20 protein-coding genes are annotated in these 18,547 nt (G+C 69.5%); 2 read left to right on the forward strand and 18 right to left on the reverse strand.

What is annotated here, in order from left to right:
• Positions 1 to 7: 7 nt before the first annotated feature.
• The 5 genes from J2850_RS16545 to J2850_RS16565 all read right to left on the reverse strand — a co-directional run bounded on the left by J2850_RS16545 (position 8) and on the right by J2850_RS16565 (position 4,239).
• Positions 8 to 814, reverse strand: a complete 807-nt coding sequence (locus tag J2850_RS16545) for a transporter substrate-binding domain-containing protein (protein ID WP_209983590.1) — start codon at positions 812 to 814, stop codon at positions 8 to 10.
• A 68-nt stretch (positions 815 to 882) separates the two neighbouring features.
• The gene (locus J2850_RS16550) at positions 883 to 1,611 is read right to left on the reverse strand and encodes an amino acid ABC transporter ATP-binding protein (RefSeq protein WP_209983592.1); all 729 of its coding nucleotides are present in this window, start codon (positions 1,609 to 1,611) and stop codon (positions 883 to 885) included.
• Entirely contained in the window at positions 1,598 to 2,248 is a 651-nt protein-coding gene (locus tag J2850_RS16555) for an amino acid ABC transporter permease (protein ID WP_209983594.1), read from the reverse strand. The genes J2850_RS16550 and J2850_RS16555 overlap by 14 nt, the downstream gene beginning before the upstream one ends.
• A gap of 14 nt (positions 2,249 to 2,262) precedes the next feature.
• Entirely contained in the window at positions 2,263 to 2,931 is a 669-nt protein-coding gene (locus J2850_RS16560; RefSeq protein WP_209983596.1) for an amino acid ABC transporter permease, read from the reverse strand.
• 21 nt (positions 2,932 to 2,952) lie between these two features.
• Positions 2,953 to 4,239, reverse strand: a complete 1,287-nt coding sequence (locus J2850_RS16565) for an alanine racemase (protein ID WP_209983598.1) — start codon at positions 4,237 to 4,239, stop codon at positions 2,953 to 2,955.
• 305 nt (positions 4,240 to 4,544) lie between these two features.
• Between J2850_RS16565 and J2850_RS16570 the strand changes: the two genes are divergently transcribed.
• Positions 4,545 to 5,927, forward strand: a complete 1,383-nt coding sequence (locus tag J2850_RS16570; protein WP_209983600.1) for a YcjX family GTP-binding protein — start codon at positions 4,545 to 4,547, stop codon at positions 5,925 to 5,927.
• A complete protein-coding gene (locus J2850_RS16575) occupies positions 5,924 to 6,940 on the forward strand; it encodes a TIGR01620 family protein (RefSeq protein WP_209983602.1) in 1,017 nt (338 codons plus the stop codon). Before J2850_RS16570 ends, J2850_RS16575 begins: the two co-directional genes overlap by 4 nt.
• A gap of 6 nt (positions 6,941 to 6,946) precedes the next feature.
• Here J2850_RS16575 and J2850_RS16580 read toward each other — a convergent pair whose 3' ends face one another.
• From J2850_RS16580 to J2850_RS16640, 13 genes are all read right to left on the reverse strand, one after another.
• On the reverse strand, positions 6,947 to 7,489 hold the full coding sequence (locus J2850_RS16580; RefSeq protein WP_209983604.1) for an arsenate reductase ArsC: 543 nt from the start codon (positions 7,487 to 7,489) through the stop codon (positions 6,947 to 6,949).
• 158 nt (positions 7,490 to 7,647) lie between these two features.
• Positions 7,648 to 8,346, reverse strand: coding sequence for a pirin family protein (locus J2850_RS16585; RefSeq protein ID WP_209983607.1), 699 nt, complete (start codon positions 8,344 to 8,346; stop codon positions 7,648 to 7,650).
• 120 nt (positions 8,347 to 8,466) lie between these two features.
• Positions 8,467 to 9,291, reverse strand: a complete 825-nt coding sequence (locus J2850_RS16590; protein ID WP_209983609.1) for a carbohydrate ABC transporter permease — start codon at positions 9,289 to 9,291, stop codon at positions 8,467 to 8,469.
• Positions 9,288 to 10,181, reverse strand: coding sequence for a carbohydrate ABC transporter permease (locus J2850_RS16595; RefSeq protein ID WP_209983611.1), 894 nt, complete (start codon positions 10,179 to 10,181; stop codon positions 9,288 to 9,290). The genes J2850_RS16590 and J2850_RS16595 overlap by 4 nt, the downstream gene beginning before the upstream one ends.
• A gap of 209 nt (positions 10,182 to 10,390) precedes the next feature.
• Positions 10,391 to 11,677, reverse strand: a complete 1,287-nt coding sequence (locus J2850_RS16600; RefSeq protein ID WP_209983613.1) for an ABC transporter substrate-binding protein — start codon at positions 11,675 to 11,677, stop codon at positions 10,391 to 10,393.
• Between the two features lie 51 nt (positions 11,678 to 11,728).
• Complete coding sequence (locus J2850_RS16605) at positions 11,729 to 12,808, reverse strand: ABC transporter ATP-binding protein (protein WP_209983614.1); 1,080 nt, start codon at positions 12,806 to 12,808, stop codon at positions 11,729 to 11,731.
• A gap of 146 nt (positions 12,809 to 12,954) precedes the next feature.
• On the reverse strand, positions 12,955 to 13,176 hold the full coding sequence (locus tag J2850_RS16610) for a hypothetical protein (RefSeq protein ID WP_209983616.1): 222 nt from the start codon (positions 13,174 to 13,176) through the stop codon (positions 12,955 to 12,957).
• A 185-nt stretch (positions 13,177 to 13,361) separates the two neighbouring features.
• On the reverse strand, positions 13,362 to 13,841 hold the full coding sequence (locus J2850_RS16615; RefSeq protein WP_209983619.1) for a LacI family DNA-binding transcriptional regulator: 480 nt from the start codon (positions 13,839 to 13,841) through the stop codon (positions 13,362 to 13,364).
• A gap of 98 nt (positions 13,842 to 13,939) precedes the next feature.
• Positions 13,940 to 15,418, reverse strand: a complete 1,479-nt coding sequence (locus J2850_RS16620) for an ATP-binding protein (RefSeq protein WP_246513129.1) — start codon at positions 15,416 to 15,418, stop codon at positions 13,940 to 13,942.
• A gap of 48 nt (positions 15,419 to 15,466) precedes the next feature.
• Positions 15,467 to 16,147, reverse strand: coding sequence for an RluA family pseudouridine synthase (locus tag J2850_RS16625; RefSeq protein WP_209983621.1), 681 nt, complete (start codon positions 16,145 to 16,147; stop codon positions 15,467 to 15,469).
• A 7-nt stretch (positions 16,148 to 16,154) separates the two neighbouring features.
• The gene (locus J2850_RS16630) at positions 16,155 to 16,472 is read right to left on the reverse strand and encodes a CcdB family protein (RefSeq protein WP_209983623.1); all 318 of its coding nucleotides are present in this window, start codon (positions 16,470 to 16,472) and stop codon (positions 16,155 to 16,157) included.
• Positions 16,472 to 16,711, reverse strand: coding sequence for a type II toxin-antitoxin system CcdA family antitoxin (locus tag J2850_RS16635; protein ID WP_209983626.1), 240 nt, complete (start codon positions 16,709 to 16,711; stop codon positions 16,472 to 16,474). Before J2850_RS16635 ends, J2850_RS16630 begins: the two co-directional genes overlap by 1 nt.
• Positions 16,712 to 16,896: 185 nt before the next feature.
• Entirely contained in the window at positions 16,897 to 18,528 is a 1,632-nt protein-coding gene (locus J2850_RS16640) for a fumarate hydratase (protein WP_209983627.1), read from the reverse strand.
• Between the last annotated feature and the right edge of the window lie 19 nt (positions 18,529 to 18,547).

An 18,547-nucleotide genomic window follows, 5' to 3' on the forward strand; every position in this document is an offset into this window, starting at 1 on the left:
CGTTGACTTACATCTGCGGAAGCGTCTGCTTTTCCTTGAACCACTTCATCTGAAGGGCACCCAGCTTGCCGTTCAGGCGGTTGTAGAACAGGAAGGTGTTGACCCAGTCGCGCAGGTCCTGCTCGCCGTGGCGGAGGACCACATGGGCCGGCGACTGGCGGATCAGGAACTTCAGCTCGACGTCCTTGCCCGGGTTGTCCTCGGAGACCTTCAGCGCGATGGCGCTGTTCTCGGCGAAGGTCTCGACCTGCCCGGCCAGATAGGCGGCGATGGCACCGGGGGTGTCCTCGAAGCGCACCAGCTTGGCTCCGGGGGCGTTGTCGGTCAGCCAGATGTCGAGCGTCGAGCCCTTGGCGACGCCGATGCTGTGGCCCTTCAGTTCGGCCGGGTCGGTGGCGGTGGCCATCGACTTCGGCCCGTAGACGCCGAGGTTGACCGCGGCATAGGGCTGGCTGAAGGTCACCTGCTGGGCGCGCTCCGGCGTCGCGCCGGCGGCGGCGACCAGCACGTCGACCTTGTTGGCGAGCAGGCTGGGAATGCGGTTGGCGCCGGTCACCTGGACCAGATCCAGCTTCACGCCCATGTCGGCGGCCATCAGCTTGGCCAGGTCGATGTCGAGGCCGGCGGCCTCGCCCTTGGCATCCTTGAAGCCCCAGGGGGCGGCGTCCATCAGCACGCCGACGCGCAGCTTGCCGGCCGACAGCACGTCCTGCAGGGCGTCCGCCTTGGCGGGCACGGCGGTTGACAGGGCGGCGGGCAGGGCGACGGCGGCGCAGACCGCGGCGGCGGCGGCGAGGGTCCGGAAGAATCTCACGACATTGCTCCTCTGTTCTGGTCGTTGTCCGGCCTTTGCCCGGCTCGATGCAGGGGGCCGGTGCGGTGTCAGCGCGCTGAGGCGATGAAGCTCTGCAATTCGGGGGTGCGCGGGTTGGCGAAGAGCTCGGCCGGCGGCCCCTCCTCCCAGACGCGGCCCTGGTGCATGAAGACGATCTTGGAGGCGACGTTGCGGGCGAAGCCCATCTCGTGCGTGACCAGGACCATGGTCATGCCCTGGCGCGCCATGTCCTCCATCACCTTCAGCACCTCGCCCACCAGTTCGGGATCCAGCGCCGAGGTCACCTCGTCGAACAGCATCAGGTGCGGACGCATGGCGAGGCAGCGGGCGATGGCGACGCGCTGCTGCTGCCCGCCGGAGAGCTGGGCCGGATAGGCGTCGATCTTGTCGGCCAGCCCGACGCGGGCCAGCACGTCCAGCGCCAGCGCCCGGCCTTCCGACTTGGCGATCCGCTTGTTGAGGACCGGCGCAAGCGTGATGTTGCGCTCCACCGTCATGTGCGGGAACAGGTTGAAGGCCTGGAAGACGATGCCGACGCGCTGGCGGAAGTCGCGCAGGTTCGGCATGTCGGTGCGCACCGACTGGCCTTCCACCGTGATCTCGCCGCCGTCGATGCGCTCCAGCGCGTTGATGCAGCGGAGCAGGGTCGATTTGCCGGACCCCGACTTGCCGATGATGGTGACGATCTCGCCTTCCTTGATGTCGAGCGACACCCCCTTGAGCACCTGGGTCGACCCATAGCTCTTGGTAACGTTTCGGATGTCAACGAGCGCCATTGAGACGGACCTCCAGGGAACGGGCCCACAGGGTGAGCGGCAGGCAGGCGGCGAAGTAGATCGCCGCGACGATCGAGTAGACCAGCAGGGGCTGGAAGGTGGCGGCGCTGACAAGCTGGCCGGCGCGGGCGAGTTCGACGAAGCCGACGATGGAGGCCAGCGACGTGCCCTTGATCAGTTGGACGAGGAAGCCGACGGTCGGCGGCAGCGCCATGCGGAAGGCCTGGGGTGCTATGACGTAGCGGAATTGGTGCCAGGTCGACAGGCCGAGGCAGGCGGCGGCCTCCCACTGCTCGTGCTTCACCGCCTCGATGCCGCCGCGCCAGATCTCGCCGAGGAAGGAGGCGGTGTAGACGGTCATGGCGATGCCGACGGCGACCAGCGGCGGCATCTCGACGCCCAGGAAGACCGGCATGCCGAAATAGAAGAACATCAGCAGGCCGAGCAGGGGCACCCCCTGGACGAGCTGGAGGAAGGCGGTGGCGGTCCAGCGCAGCGCGCGGCTGGCGCTGGTCCGCATCAGGGCGAGCAGCAGGGCCAGCGGCGCGCCGAAGCCGAGCGCGATGACGACGAGGACGGCCGTCCATTGCAGGGCGCTGAGCAGCGACAGGAAATCGCCGAGGGAGAAGGAACGCATGGCCGGTGTCTCCGTCAGCGCCGAACCGGCCAGCGGAAGGCGAGGTGCCCCACCGCGGCGAACAGCAGTTTGAAGGTCATCACCAGGGCGAAGTAGATGCCGCAGATCACGGCATAGACCTCGAAACTGCGGTAGGTGCGCGTCTCGATGAAGCCGCCGGTGTGGAACAGCTCCTCCGCCGAGATCTGCGAGGCGAGCGAGGTGCCGAGCAGCAGCAGGACGAACTGGCTGGTGAAGGCGGGATAGACGCTGCGCAGGGCCGGCGGCAGCACGACATGGCGGAACACCTGCCAGCGCGTGAGGCCCAGGCACTGGCCGGCCTCGACCTGGCTGCCCGGAATGGCGTCGAGGCCGGCGCGGACGATCTCGGTGCAGTAGGCGCCGAAATAGAGGCCGAGCGCGATCGCCGCCGCCTCGAAGGCCCCCATCCGCAGGCCGAAGCCCGGCAGCACGAAGAAGACGACGAAGAGCTGGATCAGCGACGGCGTGTTGCGGATCAGCTCGACATAGCCGCGGATCGCCCAGCGCACCGGGCGGGGTCCGCTGCGCACCGCCGCAGCACCGGCGACGCCGATGACGGTGCCGATCGCCGCCGCCGCCAGGGTCAGCAGCAGCGTGTGCAGCGTGCCGTCGATCAACTGGTCCTGGTAGCGCCAGAGCTGCTGGAAGTTCAATGTCTGCATGGGGTGCCGGGGCGCCTTGGATCAGCCGAAGAAGGTGCGGTAGGCGGTACGGACCCGACCCTCGGCATCGAGGCCGAACAGCACCCGCCAGCGGTCGATGCAGGTGCAGGGATGGGAGATGCCAAACTCGATGATGTCGCCGACGGCCAGTTCCTGACCCGCCGCAACGGCGACGAAGGCGTGCTGGTCGTTCAGCCGGGTCACCCGCAGGCCGTCGGCGGGAAGGGCGCCGTCACGGTGGACCCGCAGGGGCCGCGGCAAATCCTGGTCGAAGGAGGCGTCGCGCATGCCGAAGCCGCAGATCGCCAGACCCGGCTCCGGCCGGGTCAGCACCTCCGCCCACAGGCGCAGGGCCGGACGGAAATCGGCCGCCGTCGCCCCGCCGCAGGCGAAGCCACGGCGGGCATCGAGCGCGCCCAGCGCGCGTTCGTAGACGCCGTGGTCGTGGAAGAAGATGGCGCCGCTGCGCAGCACCAGCGTGGCGTTGCCGTCTGCCTCGGCGACCGGCGCCAGACCGGCGACCACCATGTCGAAGAAAGCGGAGCCGCCGGCGGTGAGCAGCAGCGGCCGCTCCGGCACCAGTGAGCGCACCAACGCGAAGGCTTCCGCCGTGCGATCCATCAGGGCGGCGATGTTGGCGGCGGTTTCGGCCGGGTCGGAGGTGGCAGCGGCCCCTTCGTAGGTGGCGACGCCGTCGAGGACCAGCAGCCCGCGCTGCGCGACGACCGCAGCGATGATCGCCTCCACCGCCGCCCGGTCGCGGGCGCCGCCGCGGCCGGTGCCGACCTCGACAAGGACGGGCAGCGGCCGTCCGCCGGCACGCCTGGCCGCGGCGGCGAGCGTCTCGACCGCGGCCGGGGAGTCGGCGAAGGCGTGCAGGTGGGCGACGGGGTGGGCGGCAAGCAGGGCGCCCAGCCGTTCGCCGCTGGCCCGGCCGCCGATCTCGTTCGCCAGGATCAGCCGGGTCACGCCGGCGCGCAGCAGGACCGACGCCTGTTGCAGGTTGGCGACGGTGGCGCCCCAGGCACCGGCCTCCACCAGGCCGGTGGCGATCTGCGGCGCCATCGGGGTCTTGGCATGCGGGGCCAGCGCCACGCCATGGCGGCGGGCATAGGCGAAGATCAGGTCGCGGTTGGCGGCGAAGGCATCCTCGTCCAGCGTCAGCACCGGCAGCGCCATGTCGCCGGCGGCCGGCCGCCAGCCCATGGCGGCGACGTCGCGCAGGCGCAGCGGCGCGGTTCCCGGCGGCACCCCACGAATGCTGTCGTCCAAACCGCTGTCCAGCAGCGCATCGATAAAGGTGCTCATGGCGGAGATCCTGATCAGCCGAACCGGTGGGAAGAGGCGGTGATTGCCCGATGACAACGTTACCATACCCTGATATTCCGGCAATGACAACGTTGTCATTGCCGGAATATCGGGATTCGGCGGCGCAGGCCGTCGGCTCGCTTCCCCCGCTGGGCCGCCACATGCGTCAGCAGGATCGCGGCAGGGCTGGGAGCGGGGCGGGGAGCAGCATGGGAAACCCCGTGCCGGCGGGCGACCTCCCCTTCGCATCCGGGATCGCCGGCCCCATATAGGGGTGGTCATCGGCCAGACGCGAACAACCGACCTTGCGCATTCCCCCTCTCAACAGCCTGTATGACACGGGCAGCAGGCTTCTCCTGGAATCCACGGTGCGCGTCGGCGTCACCGGCCTGCGGCGGGCCGGCAAGACCGTCTTCGTCACCACGCTGGTCGACAACCTGCTGAAGGCCGGGCGGCTGCCCTTCCTCGACGTCGTCTCGTCGGGGCGCTTCCAGGCGGCGCGCCTGCAACCGCAGCCCGACCCGGACGTGCCGCGCTTCGACGTCGAGGGCCATCTCGCCGCACTGACCGGTCCCGACCCCCATTGGCCGGAACCGACGCGCGGCATCGGCCAGTTGCGGGTGGCGTTGCGCTATCGGCCGGAATCGGCGCTGAAGCGGGCGCTGCAGCCGGTGGCGACGCTGAACCTCGACATCGTCGACTATCCCGGCGAGTGGCTGCTCGACCTCCCGCTGCTGCGCCAGAGCTTCGCGGAATGGAGCGCCCTGACGCTGGAGTTGGCGGCGCGTCCGCCGCGTGACGAACTGTCCGCCTCCTGGCGCGGCTGGCTGGCCGGCATCGAGCCGGCGGCTGCTGCCGAGGAGGAGGTGGCGCGCCGCGGTGCGGCGCTCTACACCGACTATCTCCACGCCTGCCGCCGCGCCGACACCCTGCTCAGCCTGATCCAGCCCGGCCGCTTCGTCGAGCCGGGCGACATGAAGGACGCACCGCTGCTGACCTTCTGCCCGCTTCCTGGCGGCCCGCGCGGCCGCGGCAGCCTGTGGGCGCTGATGGACGACCGCTTCGAGGCGTACAAGACCAACGTGGTCCGACGCTTCTTCGCCGAGCATTTTGCCCGTCTCGATCGGCAGATCGTGCTGATCGACGTGCTCGGCGCGCTGAATGCCGGCCCGGCCGGCATGGCCGACATGAAGCGGGCGCTGGAACTGAGCCTGGAGCCCTTCCGCCACGGCGCGTCGGGCTGGTTCGACTGGCTGTTCGGCACCAAGATCGACCGGGTGCTGTTCGCGGCGACCAAGGCCGACCATATCGCCGCCCACCAGCATGCGCAGCTCCGCGCATTGCTCGACCGGCTGGTGGCGGACGCCCGCAACGCCATCCGTTTCGAGGGCGCCCAGGTGGACACCATGGCGATCGCCGCGCTGAAATGCACGGAGAGCGTGGTCACCGAACATGACGGCCGCCAGCTCCGCTGCGTGCGCGGCGTGCCGGTCGGGCGCGACCGCCCGACCGTCCTGTTCCCCGGCGAGATCCCCGAGGATGCCGAGGCCTTTCCCCCCGGCCGGGAGCGGCCCTACAACTTCATGGCGTTCCGGCCGCCCGACGACCTGGCGCGCGATCCGCGCGGCCTGCCGCACATCCGCGTCGACCAAGCCTTGCAGTTCCTGCTTGGGGACCACCTGCAATGACCGCGGACACCGGCGACAAGTCCGCGGGTTGGGTTCCGCCGATGGAGATCGATCCCGGGCGTGCCGCGCCGCTCGCATCGGGAGAGGAGGCGGCACTGCTGTCCGGTGCCGGCGATCCCGCCGTCGATCTGCTGCCGGTGGCGGTCGCCGTGCCGCGCCCGCGCCGCCGTCTCGGCCTTTGGCTGGCCGGCGCGGTCGCGGCGCTGGTGGTGGTGGCGCTGGGCTTCGACACCGCGGACCTGCTGATGCGGGCTTTCGCCACCAGCGTCGCACTGGGCGTGCTGGTTGGGGTTCTGGCGGCCGTCGCGGTGGTGGCCGCCGCCGCGATGCTGATCGGTGAGCTGCTGTCGCTGCGCCGGCTGCGCCGGATCGAGGAGCTGCGGGCGGAGGCCGGGCGGCTGGAGCTGGAAGTCTCCGGCGGCCGTGCCGACCGCTTCGCCGGCTCGCTGGTGTCGCTGTACGCCGACCGGCCGGAACTCGCCCCGGCGCTGGCCCGCGTCCGCGACCATGTCACCGACGCCCATGACGAGCACGAGGTGGTGCGGCTGCTCGACCGCGAGGTGCTGGCCCCGCTCGACCGTGCCGCCTACCAGCGGGTGATGCGCGCCTCGCGCGACACCGCCATCGCCACCGCGCTGAGCCCTGCGGCCCTTCTGGACTTCGCGGTGGTGCTGTGGCGCAACCTGAAGCTGGTGCGGGAGATCGCCGCCCTCTACGGCGCCCGGCCGGGCTATGTCGGCTCGCTCCGGCTCCTGCGCCGGATGCTCGCCAACATCGCCGTGGCCGGGGTGACCGAAAGCGCCCATCACGTGGCGGTGGAGGCGCTGGGCGGTTCGCTCGCCGCCGCGATCTCCACCCGGATGGGGCAGGGGATGATCAACGGCCTGCTGACCGCGCGGGTCGGGCTGACCGCCATGCACCTGTGCCGCCCCATCGCCTTCGGGCCGGACAACCGCCCCAGCCTGAACCGCATCCGCAAGGAGCTGCTGACGCTTCCCAAGCAGGTGCTGTGAGGCCGCTCACGCGTCGGCCAGTTCGCCCTCCGGCAGCCCGTGCACGCTGCCGATGGCATGCAGGGAGCTTTGCAGGGTCAGGCGGTCGAGCTGCTCCACCCGCAGGCTGCCGAAGATCTTGATGCGGCTTTCCAGTTCGACGTAGGTGCGGCGGAAGGCCATGCGGACGCGGTCCTCCGGGCCGGTGGCGGCGGCGGGATCCTCCACCCCCCAATGCGCGGTCAGCGGCCGGCCGTTCCAGGCCGGGCACAGCTCGCCCGCCGCCTGGTCGCAGACGGTGAAGACGAAGTCGAGCGCCGGCGCCTGCGGCCCGGCGAACTCGTCCCAGCTCTTGGAGCGCAGGGAGTCGGTCGGCAGGTTGAAGGCGCGCAGCGTCGCCAGCGTGTGCGGGTTGATGGTTCCGGCCGGGTGGCTGCCGGCCGAATAGGCGGTGAAGCGGCCGGCGCCCCACCGGCGCATCAGGCATTCCGCCATGATGCTGCGGGCGGAATTGTGGGTGCAGAGGAACAGGACGGTGTAGGTCTTCTCGGAACCCGACTGCGTGGTCATGGCCCACCCCCAGATTGTTGCCCGTCGGCGGGAGGCCGGCGGAAACGGGACGGCGTCATCCTGGCGCCTGTCCCGCTTCCGTTTCAAATCAAGCTTTTGTTGCGGGCGGAAGACGGGCCGGAGACGGGTTCCGCTCCGGCCCGCGGTCGTTCCGTCCGTCAGGCGAGGTCGAAGACCAGCACCTCGGCGCCGATGCCGCGGTCGAGCGTCAACGCCTCCTCGTTGCTGACCGCGGCGCCGTCGCCGGCCTTCAGAAGCTGGCCGTTGAGGGTGACGTGGCCGCGGGCGACCTGGACCCAGGCATGCCGGCCCGGACGCAACGGCAGGGTGACGCTTTCATCATCGTCCAGCAGCGTCGCATAGAGGTCGACGTCCTGGTGGATGGTGACGCTGCCGTCCCGCCCGTCCTGCGAGCCGACCAGCCGCAGCTTGCCGCGCTTCTCCGCCGCCGGGAAATCCGCCTGCTCGTAGCCGGGCGCCAGCCCGTTCGCCTGCGGCAGGATCCAGATCTGCAGGAAGTGGACCGGGTTCTTGCCGGAGGCGTTGTACTCGCTGTGGCGGATGCCGCGGCCGGCGCTCATGCGCTGCACCTCGCCGGGGCGGATGACCGAGCCGGTGCCGATCGAGTCCTTGTGCTCCAGCCCGCCCTCCAGCACGTAGGAGATGATCTCCATGTTGGCGTGGCCGTGGGTGGGGAAGCCGCCGCCGGGCGCCACGCGATCCTCGTTGATGACGCGCAGCGCCCGAAAGCCCATGTGCGCGGGATCCATGTAGTGGCCGAAGGAGAAGGTGTGATGGCTGTTCAGCCAGCCCATATCGGCGACCCCGCGCTCGTCGCGATGGCGAATGGTGATCATGGTCGAACCCTCCGTGCCCTTGGGGCGTGTCGTTGTCTGGAGGGGAATTTGGCATGGCGGCGCCCTGGGAACAATCCGCCGGCTATGCACAGGATTGTTCCTCGACAGGAGACAATAGCCTTACTTGATCCCGGCCCTCATGAAGCTCTGGACGAACTGGCGCTGGAACAGCAGGAAGGCGATCAGCAGCGGGGCGGCGGTCATCAGCGTCGCCGCGGTGATCACCGACCAGTCGACCCCCTGGTCGGTGGAGGAGAAGACGGCCAGCCCGACGGTGAGCGGCCGGGTTGTGACCGAGTTGGTGACGATCAGCGGCCACAGGAAGTTGTTCCAGTGGTAGCTGATCGAGACCAGGCCATAGGCGACGTAGACCGGCCGGGCGAGCGGCACATAGACGCGCCAGAGGATGCCCAGCGTTCCCGCCCCTTCGACCCGCGCGGCGTCGTCGAGTTCGCGCGGCACCGTCTTGAAGGTCTGGCGCAGCAGGAAGATGCCGAAGGCCGACGCCATGTAGGGCAGGGCCATGGCGGCGACGCTGTCGATCAGGCCGAACGCGTGCATGGTCCGGTAATTCTCCACCACCAGCGCGTCGGGCATGATCATCAGTTGCACCAGGACCAGCAGGAAGGCGACGTTGCGGCCCCGGAACTCAAAGCGGGCGAAGGCATAGGCCGCCAGCGTGCACAGGACGAGCTGCCCGGCGAGGATCGAGGTCACCAGCAGGAAGCTGTTCAGCAGGTAGCGCGGGAAGGGGGCGGCCGCCCAGGCCTGGACGAAATTCTCCAGCGTCAGCGGTGCCGCCAGGTCGAAGCGGACGGCGAAGGCCGCCGGATGGAAGGCCGTCCACACCGCGAACAGCAGCGGCAGCACCCACAGCAGGCCGAGCAGCCACGCGCCGGTATTTTCCAGCAGGGCGACAAGCCGGTCGGGGAAGGAGCCGTTCATCGGTAATGCACCTTGCGGTCGAGATAGACGAACTGCCCGATGGCCAGCACCACCAGGATGACCACCAGCACGGTGGTCAGCGCCGCCGCGTAGCCGGTGTCCCAATAGCGGAAACCGACCTCGTAGATGTGGTAGAGCAGCAGGGCGGTGGCGTTGTCCGGGCCGCCGCGCGTCATCACCACCACGAGGTCGACGGTGCGGAAGGCGTTGATCACCGCATTGACCAGCACGAACAGGGTGGTCGGCATCAGCAGGGGGAGGGTGACGCGGCGGAAGATGCACCAGCGCCCGGCCCCTTCGAGCATCGCCGCCTCACGCAGCGACGGCGGCATCGCCTGCAGGGCCGCGAGGTAGAAGATCATGAAGAAGCCGGCCTCCTTCCACACCGTCACCACCATCAGGGCGGGCAGCGCGGTGGCGGGGCTGCCGAGCCAGTTGGTGTCCGGCAGCCCGAACAGGCCGAGGACCTGATCGATCAGGCCGTAGCCGGGCGTGTAGAAGAACAGCCAGATGTTGGCCACCGCAATCATCGGCAGCATGGTCGGCGTGAAATAGGCCATGCGCAGCGCCGTGCGTCCACGGATCCTGCCGTTCACCCACAGGGCCATCAGCAGGGCGATGGCGACCGACAGCGGCACGGTGCCGAGCGCGAAGAGAACGTTGTTCCACAGGCTCTGCCAGAACACCGGGTCGTCGACCATGGCGGCATACTGGTCGAGCCCGACGAAGCGGGCCGGCCGGGCTCCCTTGGGCGTCGAATGCAGGGAACTCCACAGCGCCGCCACCGCCGGGAAATAGGTGAAGGCGGCGAGCAGCGCCACTGCCGGAAGCAGCAGCAACCAGCCATGGACATGGGGAGCGAGCTGGGAACCGAGGCGGCGATCAGGCATGGGGCTTCGGGGGTGTGGGAGAGGGGAGGGGTGCGGGCGGGGCCTTGCCCCCACCCCGGCCCTCCCCCGCTGGGCGGGGGAGGGAGCAGGTGCCTGTCGGAACAAGCGGCGGCAGTCCCTCCCCCGCCCAGCGGGGGAGGTCAGGAGGGGGTAAAACCAGCGCCCCAGCCCCCCCGCGGAACGAGCCGCCGGAGGCGCCATTCCGCCGGTTACCGGTAGGCCTTCAGGATGCGGTCGGCCTCCTTCTGGGCGTCCTCCATCGCCTGCTTGGCCGGCTTGCCGCCGGTCAGCGCCGCCTGCAGGCCGTCGTTCAGCGCCTTGGTGACGCGCTGGTTCTCATGGGTGGACAACTCGGCGGTGGCCTGTGGAAGCTGGTCGCGGGCAACGGCGGCGGCGGGGAAGTCGGCGACGTAGGCCTTCATCGCCGACGTCTCCCAGGCATCGGGACGGACGGCGACATAACCGGTGTCGATGCCCCACTGGGCGGCGCGCTCCGGCGTGGTCATCCACTTGACGAAGCGGAAGGCGGCGTCCTGCTGTTCCGGCGAGGCCGACTTGAAGACGTAGAAGTTACCGCCGCCGGTCGGGCTGCCGCCGCGCTTCTTCTCCGGCAGCATGGCGACGCCGAAGGGGAAGGCGGCGTTCTTGCGGACGTTGGTCAGGTTGCCGGTGGTGGTCCACATCATCGCCACCTTGCGCTCGAAGAAGTCCTTCGGCGTGGTGCCCCACTCGACGATTCCCGGCGGATGGACCTTCTGCTTGCTGGCGAGGTCGATCCAGTACTGCAGCGCCTCGACCACCTCGGGCTTGTCGTAATAGGTCTCGGTGCCGGCCTCGTTCATCAGCTTGGCGCCGTTCTCGGTGGTCAGCGCCTGGAACAGCCAGTAGGGGAAGCCGGAGGACGGGATCTGCACGCCCCACTGGGTGACGTTGCCGCCGGCGTCGCGCTTGGTCAGCTTGGCCGCCATCTGCGCCATCTCGTCCCAACTCCTGGGCGGCTTCTCCGGATCGAGGCTGGCCTCCTTGAAGGCATCCTTGTTCCAGTACATGACGATGGTCGACCGCTGGAAGGGAATGCCCCAGGTCTTGCCGCCGGTCTGGCTGTTCTCCATGAAGGCGGGATAGAAGGCCGACAGGAAGGCCTTGTCCTCCGGCGTCTTCGCCATCCCGTCGAAGGGAACGATGGCGTCCTCGTCGATCAGCGTGAACATGTCGGTCGACAGGATCACCGCCACCTGCGGGGCGTTGCCGCCCTTCATCGCCGTCAGCACCTTGGTGATGGTGTCCTGGTAGCTGCCGGAATAGACCGGCTCGATGTCGACGTCCGGGTTCTCCTTCTCGAACCCGGCGACATAGTCGTCGATGAGCTTGGTGATCGGACCGCCGACGGCGACCGGATAATAGAAGCTGATCTTGGTCGCCGCCGCAGCCGGCAGCGCCGTCAGCGCCATCGCGGCGGCGAACAGGGTCGTCCGCAATCCTCGCCGAACCGTCATTGCTCGCTCCTGTGTTTGGTTTTTCGTCTGGTGTGGTCTGGTCGCGGAGTGTCAGGACGCCGCCGCCGGATGCCGGTATCGGCCGTCCAGCACATCGTCCGGCAGACGGTGACCCGCGGTCGCGTCGAAGGCGTGGAGATCCTCGGGAGCCCAGCCGAGGCGGACCGGCGTGCCGACCGGCAGCCCGGCGCGGCCCGGAAGCCGCACCGCCATCGCCTGCTCTTCGCGCTCGCCGAAGCGGCAGAGCACGACCGTGTCGGCGCCGTGATAATCGGTGTCGGCCACGCGGGCTTCGAGGCCCGGCCCCACGTCTGGTCTCGGCCCCGGTTCCGATGTTGTCAGTTGCACCGCCTCGGGCCGCAGGCCGAGCACGATGTCCGGCACCTCCGGCAGGCGGAACAGGTTCATCGGCGGGGTCCCGACGAAGCGGGCGACGAAGCTGGAGGCCGGGCGGGCATAAAGGGTTTCCGGCGGCCCGGCCTGCTCGATGCGGCCGGCGTTCATCAGCACGACCTGGTCGGCCATGCTCATGGCCTCGGTCTGGTCGTGGGTGACATAGACCGTGGTGATGCCCAGCCGCTGCTGCAGCGACCGGATCTCCCGCCGCATCTCGTGGCGGAGCTGCGCGTCGAGGTTGGACAAGGGTTCGTCCATCAGGCAGACCGGCGCCTTGGCGACGATGGCGCGGCCGAGCGCCACGCGCTGCTGCTGTCCGCCGGAGAGCTGCGACGGCCGGCGGTCGAGCAGCCTGCCCAGCCCCAGCAGATCGGCGGCCCAGGCCAGCCGTTCCTGCCGCTCCGCCGAGGGCACCTTGCGCACCTTAAGCCCGAACAGGATGTTCTCGGCCACCGACAGGTGCGGGAACAGGGCGTAGGACTGGAACACCATGGCGATGTGCCGGCGGGCCGGCGGCAGGTCGGTGACATCCTCGCCGCCGATGTGGATGCGCCCGTCACTCAAGGTGTCAAGCCCGGCGATCAGCCGCAGGGTCGTCGACTTCCCGCAGCCCGACGGTCCCAGCAGCACCAGCATCTGCCCGGCGTCGGCGGTCAGGCTGACGGAATCGACCGCTGGCGAGGCGCCCCATCGCTTGGTGACGCGGTCGAGCTCGATGCTGTGGGTACGGGACATGGGACGTGCGGACCGGTCGGAGGTGTGGCGGAAGACGCGGGTGGACGGCGGGTCGAAGGCGTGCAGATCGAGGGCGTGCAGATCGAAGGCGTGCAGACTGCCGCAGGCTCCTGACAGATCGGTGACGGCATCGTTGTCGTTTTGTGTCAGCGGCTCGCACCCTCGGCATGCGCGGCCGGCTGCAGGCTGATCCGTTCGCTGGGCTCGGCGAGCGCGATGCGCAGCTCCGCGGCGCAGGCGGCGGCCAACCGTTCCCGCTCGCCCTGCCACATATGGTAGAGGCGCCTCGCCCGGATGTCCAACCGTTCGGGGAAGTCGGCGAGTTGGCTGTAGGCGGCGTGGAACGGTTGGGAAGGCTCCGGCTCCACCGTCAGGCATTCGTGGAAGAGCAGCTCGGCGCCCTCGAACAGCGCCTGCGAGTCCCCGGTGGCGCGACCATCGCCGGAACAGGCGAAAGCCCTGCCGCCGGCGTCCAGCCGCAGCGCCTCGCGCTAGCCGCTGTCATAGCTGTAGTCGCCCTGGGCGGTGGCGGCCAGTGCGACGCCCTCGCCGGTCAGCGCCTCGCGGAAGGCGGTGCTGCGTTCCTGCTCGAAGAAAGCGGTCGGGCGCCCAGCGCCATCAGGCTGCGGATCGCCGCCGGCGACACGCTTCCCGCCGTGACCACCACGGCGTCGACCTGATAGTCGAGCGCCGCCACCGCCGGCCCCTCCAGCGCGGTCTTCGGATCGCCGCGGACCAGCAGGGGCTGCTTGCCGAGCGCCGCGAGGCCGCGGGTCAGCGTCTCGAACAGGTAAGGCTGGAACGGCCCGTCCAGGTCGCCCATCACCACGCCGACCAGGTTGGTCCGCCGCGTCGTCAGGCTGCGGGCGATGGCATTCGGCCGGTAGGACAGCCGCTGCGCCGCGTCGAGGACGCGGGCGCGCATCTCCGGCGAGACGCTGGCGCCGTCGGTGAAGCAGCGCGAGACCGCCGACTGCGACACGCCGGCCAGCCGGGCCACGTCGACTGCGGTCGCCCGCCTGCGGTCCTTCATCCGTGATCCCCCGACAACCGGCCGGCCACCGCACCGGCGGTGCCAGACCGGTTGCTTTTTACGGAGTCGGTGGCGAGGACGCCATCGCCCAGTGCGGCTCACCGTGCCAACGGCACCCGGACCGCGAACACTGTGCCACGCCCCTCCGTCGACCGCACCGTCACCGGATGGCCCAGCAGCCGGGCCAGCCGTTCGACGATGGCGAGGCCGAGGCCGATGCCTTCGCTGCGGTCGCGGTCGGCACGGTCGAGCTGGACGAACTCCTCGAAGATGCGGCGGCGATCCGCCTCGGGAATGCCCCGTCCGGTATCGTACACCTCGATCGACACGCTGTCGCCGCGCGTGCGGCAGCCGACCAGCACGCCGCCGGTGTCGGTGTAGCGGATCGCATTGGCGATCAGGTTGCGGATGATGCGCTCCAGCATGGCCGGATCGCTGCGCACCACGACGCCGGTGGGAACGGTGCGCAGCCGCAGGCCCTTGGCTTCGGCGAGCCCGGCGAACTCGGCCTCCAACTGGTCGAGCAGAGGCGAAAGAGGGACGTCCGCCGGCTTGGGCGTGACCACTCCCGACTCCAGCTTGGAGATGTCCAGGATCGCGTTCAACAGGTCGCGCATCGACCGCTGCGCCGCCTTGAGATCGGTCAGCAGGGCTGCCGCCTTGCCGTTCTGCGGCTGGCGCTCCAGCATGCCCGTGAACATGCCGATGGCCTGGAGGGGCTGCTGCAGGTCGTGGCTGGCATGGGCGAGGAAACGGGATTTGGCGAGGTGCGCCTGCTCGGCCGCGGTCTTGGCGGCGTGGAGTTCGGCGGTGCGGTCGCGCACCTGCTGTTCCAGGGTGGCGTTGGCCTGCTCGATCGTCTCGGCCATCCGCAGGATTTCGGTGAACTGGCGGCGCACCTGACGGGTCATCGGCCGGAAGATCACCAGCGCTTCGATCCCCAGCATCAGCAGGGTCGCCATCAGCGCCGCAAGCCCCAGCCGGTGCAGCATGTGGAAGCCGGCTTCGCCCTCTTCCTGGTAGAGGGCGACCATCTGCTCGAGCCGGTCGAGCAGGGGGCCGAGGGCCTGGGCCGCGACGCGGTCGGCGTCGGCCGGATCGGGGGAGCGGCCCGCCGCCGCCGCGGCGATCACCCGCCGCAAGGCGGCGACATGCGCGTTCACCACCGGATCGAGCGGGTCGGGGCCGCTGAAGAACAGCCCTTGCGGCGGCGGCCCCAGCGGCGGGCCATCCGTCCCGCTCCGGCCGCGCAGCAGATGGTGTGCATGCTCGAAGGCGTCGGTCGCCTCGGCCAACTGGCGGGACAGGTCGACGCGTGCCTCCGGATCCGCCGCATGCTTGATCTGCTCGACCAACAATGCCGTCCGCTGCGACAGCATGCGCTGCCGGCCCGAGACGTTGACGACTTCCAGCATGCGTTCATGCTGGCCGATCACCCGCTCCGTCATCACGAAGCCGGCCAGCGTTCCGAGCGCGATCAGGATCAGGGCCAGCGCATAGCGCGCCGTCATCCATCGGGTGTTGGTGGTTGCCGGGATCATCCGCCTCTTCGTCCCCATGGCCGATCCGGCCATCATGGGACGGCATCCGGTGTCGCGGCAACGCCCGAGGTTGGGCGCGCGGCGTTATGGAGCGTCGGCGAAGCCGCAGGCATCCAGCGCCGCCCGCATGTGCGCCGGCACCGGTGCCACCGCGCCCACCGGATCGCGCTTTGGATAGAGCGGCAGCGAGATGGCGCGGGAATGCAGATGCAGCGGCTTGCCGTCCGGCCCGCCATATTGCGGGTCGCCGACCAGCGGGCAGCCGATGGAGGCGCAGTGGACACGGATCTGGTGGGTGCGGCCGGTGTGCGGCGTCAGCTCCAGCCAGGTCAGCCCGTCCGCCTGGCCGCGCACCACATAGTCGGTCACCGCCGCCTGACCGTCGGGCGAGCCGACGATGCGCCAGCCGCCGGTCTTGTTGGAAACCTTGGCCAGCGGTAGCTCGATCCGCCCGCTTTCCTGCGGCGGCGCGCCGGCGACCACCGCCCAGTAGGTCTTGTCGACCTTGCCGTTCTGGAACAGGATGCCGATCTTGCGCAGCGCCTTGGCGTGCCGGCCGAGGATCAGGCAGCCCGACGTGTCGCGGTCCAGCCGGTGGGCGAGCGCCGGCGGCTTGGGAAAACCGAAGCGCAGCGCATCGAAATGGCGCTCCAGGTTCGGCCCGCCGGCAGGTCCGGCATGCACCGGCAGCCCCGCCGGCTTGTCGAGGATCAGCATCAGCCCGTCGCGGTACAGGATGCGGTCTTGGATTTGGGCAGGTGTCACGGGCAACTCATCCCCAGGCACGGGAAATCAGGAGTTCGATGGCGGCGATGATGCGGTCGCTGTCGTCGGCGAGGCAGCAGACCTTTTCGCCGAGATGCTCGGCCGGAACGGACGCCAGTTGGAGCGGGTTCAGGATGACGGTACGGCCTTCGATGGAGAAGTGCGGAGTCAGGGAAGGCTCGGTGGCCCGCAGCGTGTCGGCTGGCAGCAGCGGCACGATGACCCTTCGGCTCGACGCGTCGAAACGCTGAGACTGTACGATCACCAGATAAGAAATGCCGGAGCGTGCAGCGGTCCGGTTCCGGTGAACATCGAGCTGGGCCATCAGAGGTGGTCGAGGTGATCGTCGGCAAAGGATCCATGTTTGGCGTCGAATTCGTTCAACGCCTCGATCGTCGCGTCCAACCGGCGCTCCCGGTCGGCCCTCGCGATCTCGCCGGCCAGCAGCCTTTCCACCCGTTCGGACAGATCGCCGGTCAGCGCCTCGGCACGGCGCAGCAGATCCTCGTCGATCGTCAAGGTGACTTCGCGCTTTGCCGGCTGGCGGTCATAGACGCCGTCCATGGCGACCCTCCTGTATCCGGCGCCATGATAGGCGTGATCGCCGACGCCCGGCAAGCCGCCCCTCAAGCCCGCGGCCGGCCCCCAGCGACGGTCCTCTTGCGACGTCGTCCCGTCAGGCAAGGCGCGCGGCACCCGCCGGCACCGCGCCCCCTTTTCCCTCGCCGGTCTCCGTCGGACCGCCGCGATCAGGCCAGCTTCAACTCCTTGAAGAAGTCGTTGCCCTTGTCGTCGACGATGATGAAGGCCGGGAAGTCCTCGACCTCGATGCGCCAGATGGCCTCCATGCCGAGTTCGGGATACTCGACCACCTCGACCTTCTTGATGCAGTCCTGCGCCAGCCGCGCCGCCGCGCCGCCGATCGAGCCGAGGTAGAAGCCGCCATGCTGCTTGCAGGCCGCCGTCACCTCCGGGCTGCGGTTGCCCTTGGCCAGCATGACCATCGAGCCGCCAGCCGCCTGGAACTGGTCGACGAAGCTGTCCATGCGGCCGGCCGTCGTCGGCCCGAAGGAGCCGGAGGCATAGCCCTCCGGCGTCTTGGCCGGGCCGGCATAGTAGATCGGGTGGTTCTTGAAATAGTCGGGCAGCGGCTCGCCGGCGTCCAGGCGGGCGCGCAGCTTGGCATGGGCCAGGTCGCGGGCGACGATCAGCGGGCCGGTCAGCGACAGGCGGGTGCGGATCGGGTACTGGGACAGCGTGGCGCGGATCTGGTCCATCGGCTGGGTGAGGTCGATCCTTACGACCTCGTCCGACAGTTGCTCGCCGCCGATCTCCGGCAGGTACTGGGCCGGATCGGTCTCCAACTGCTCCAGGAAGATGCCGTCCCTGGTGATCTTGCCCACCGCCTGGCGGTCGGCCGAGCAGGAGACGCCGATGCCGATCGGCATCGAGGCGCCGTGGCGCGGCAGGCGGATGACGCGGACGTCGTGGCAGAAATACTTGCCGCCGAACTGGGCGCCGATGCCCATGTTCTGCGTCAGCTTGTGGACCTCGGCCTCCATCGCCAGATCGCGGAAGGCGTGCGCGTCCTCGCCGCCCTCGGTCGGCAGGTCGTCGAGGTAGCGGGCCGACGCCAGCTTCACCGTCTTCAGGTTCTGCTCCGCCGACAGGCCGCCGATGACGATGGCGAGGTGGTAGGGCGGGCAGGCGGCGGTGCCGAGATAGCGGATCTTGTCTTCGAGGAACTTCAGCAGCCGGTCGGGCGCCAGCACCGACGGGGTGGCCTGGTGCAGGAAGGTCTTGTTGGCCGACCCGCCGCCCTTGGCCATGAACAGGAACTTGTAGTAGTCCTCGCCCTCGGCATAGATGTCGATCTGCGCCGGCAGGTTGTTGCGGGTGTTCTTCTCCTCATACATGGAGATCGGCGCCAGCTGGCTGTAGCGCAGGTTGCGCTTCAGGTAGGCGTCGCGCGCCCCCTCCGACAGGGCGGTCTCGTCGCCGCCCTTGGTCCAGACGCGACGGCCCTTCTTGCCCATGATGATGGCGGTGCCGGTGTCCTGGCACATCGGCAGGGTGCCGGCGGCGGCGATGTTGGCGTTCTTCAGCAGGTCGAGCGCCACGAAGCGGTCGTTGCCCGACGCCTCCGGATCATCGAGGATCTTGGCGAGCTGGGCGAGATGGCCCGGACGCAGCAGGTGGTTGATGTCGGAGAAGGCCGCCTCGGCCAGCAGACGCAGGCCTTCCGGCTCGACCTTCAGGATCTGCTCGCCGTCGAACTCGATGACGGAGACGTGATCCGAGGTCAGCTTCCGGTAGGTGGTGTCGTCCTTGGCGAGCGGAAACAGGCCGGCTCCGCGGGCTGAGGCGATGTCGTCGGGCATTGGGGGCGTTCCTTCGTGA

Source organism: Azospirillum picis, assembly GCF_017876115.1.
In the GTDB taxonomy this organism is placed as follows: Bacteria; Pseudomonadota; Alphaproteobacteria; order Azospirillales; family Azospirillaceae; genus Azospirillum; species Azospirillum picis.

What these genes read in the sequence shown, in the direction of transcription:
- J2850_RS16550 (WP_209983592.1), bottom strand. Translation starts at nt 1,611, where the DNA reads ATGGCGCTCGTTGACATCCGAAACGTTACCAAGAGCTATGGGTCGACC.
- J2850_RS16555 (WP_209983594.1), bottom strand. Translation starts at nt 2,248, where the DNA reads ATGCGTTCCTTCTCCCTCGGCGATTTCCTGTCGCTGCTCAGCGCCCTG.
- J2850_RS16560 (WP_209983596.1), bottom strand. Translation starts at nt 2,931, where the DNA reads ATGCAGACATTGAACTTCCAGCAGCTCTGGCGCTACCAGGACCAGTTG.
- J2850_RS16565 (WP_209983598.1), bottom strand. Translation starts at nt 4,239, where the DNA reads ATGAGCACCTTTATCGATGCGCTGCTGGACAGCGGTTTGGACGACAGC.
- J2850_RS16575 (WP_209983602.1), top strand. Translation starts at nt 5,924, where the DNA reads ATGACCGCGGACACCGGCGACAAGTCCGCGGGTTGGGTTCCGCCGATG.
- J2850_RS16580 (WP_209983604.1), bottom strand. Translation starts at nt 7,489, where the DNA reads ATGACCACGCAGTCGGGTTCCGAGAAGACCTACACCGTCCTGTTCCTC.
- J2850_RS16585 (WP_209983607.1), bottom strand. Translation starts at nt 8,346, where the DNA reads ATGATCACCATTCGCCATCGCGACGAGCGCGGGGTCGCCGATATGGGC.
- J2850_RS16590 (WP_209983609.1), bottom strand. Translation starts at nt 9,291, where the DNA reads ATGAACGGCTCCTTCCCCGACCGGCTTGTCGCCCTGCTGGAAAATACC.
- J2850_RS16595 (WP_209983611.1), bottom strand. Translation starts at nt 10,181, where the DNA reads ATGCCTGATCGCCGCCTCGGTTCCCAGCTCGCTCCCCATGTCCATGGC.
- J2850_RS16600 (WP_209983613.1), bottom strand. Translation starts at nt 11,677, where the DNA reads ATGACGGTTCGGCGAGGATTGCGGACGACCCTGTTCGCCGCCGCGATG.
- J2850_RS16605 (WP_209983614.1), bottom strand. Translation starts at nt 12,808, where the DNA reads ATGTCCCGTACCCACAGCATCGAGCTCGACCGCGTCACCAAGCGATGG.
- J2850_RS16615 (WP_209983619.1), bottom strand. Translation starts at nt 13,841, where the DNA reads ATGAAGGACCGCAGGCGGGCGACCGCAGTCGACGTGGCCCGGCTGGCC.
- J2850_RS16620 (WP_246513129.1), bottom strand. Translation starts at nt 15,418, where the DNA reads ATGATGGCCGGATCGGCCATGGGGACGAAGAGGCGGATGATCCCGGCA.
- J2850_RS16630 (WP_209983623.1), bottom strand. Translation starts at nt 16,472, where the DNA reads ATGGCCCAGCTCGATGTTCACCGGAACCGGACCGCTGCACGCTCCGGC.
- J2850_RS16635 (WP_209983626.1), bottom strand. Translation starts at nt 16,711, where the DNA reads ATGGACGGCGTCTATGACCGCCAGCCGGCAAAGCGCGAAGTCACCTTG.
- J2850_RS16640 (WP_209983627.1), bottom strand. Translation starts at nt 18,528, where the DNA reads ATGCCCGACGACATCGCCTCAGCCCGCGGAGCCGGCCTGTTTCCGCTC.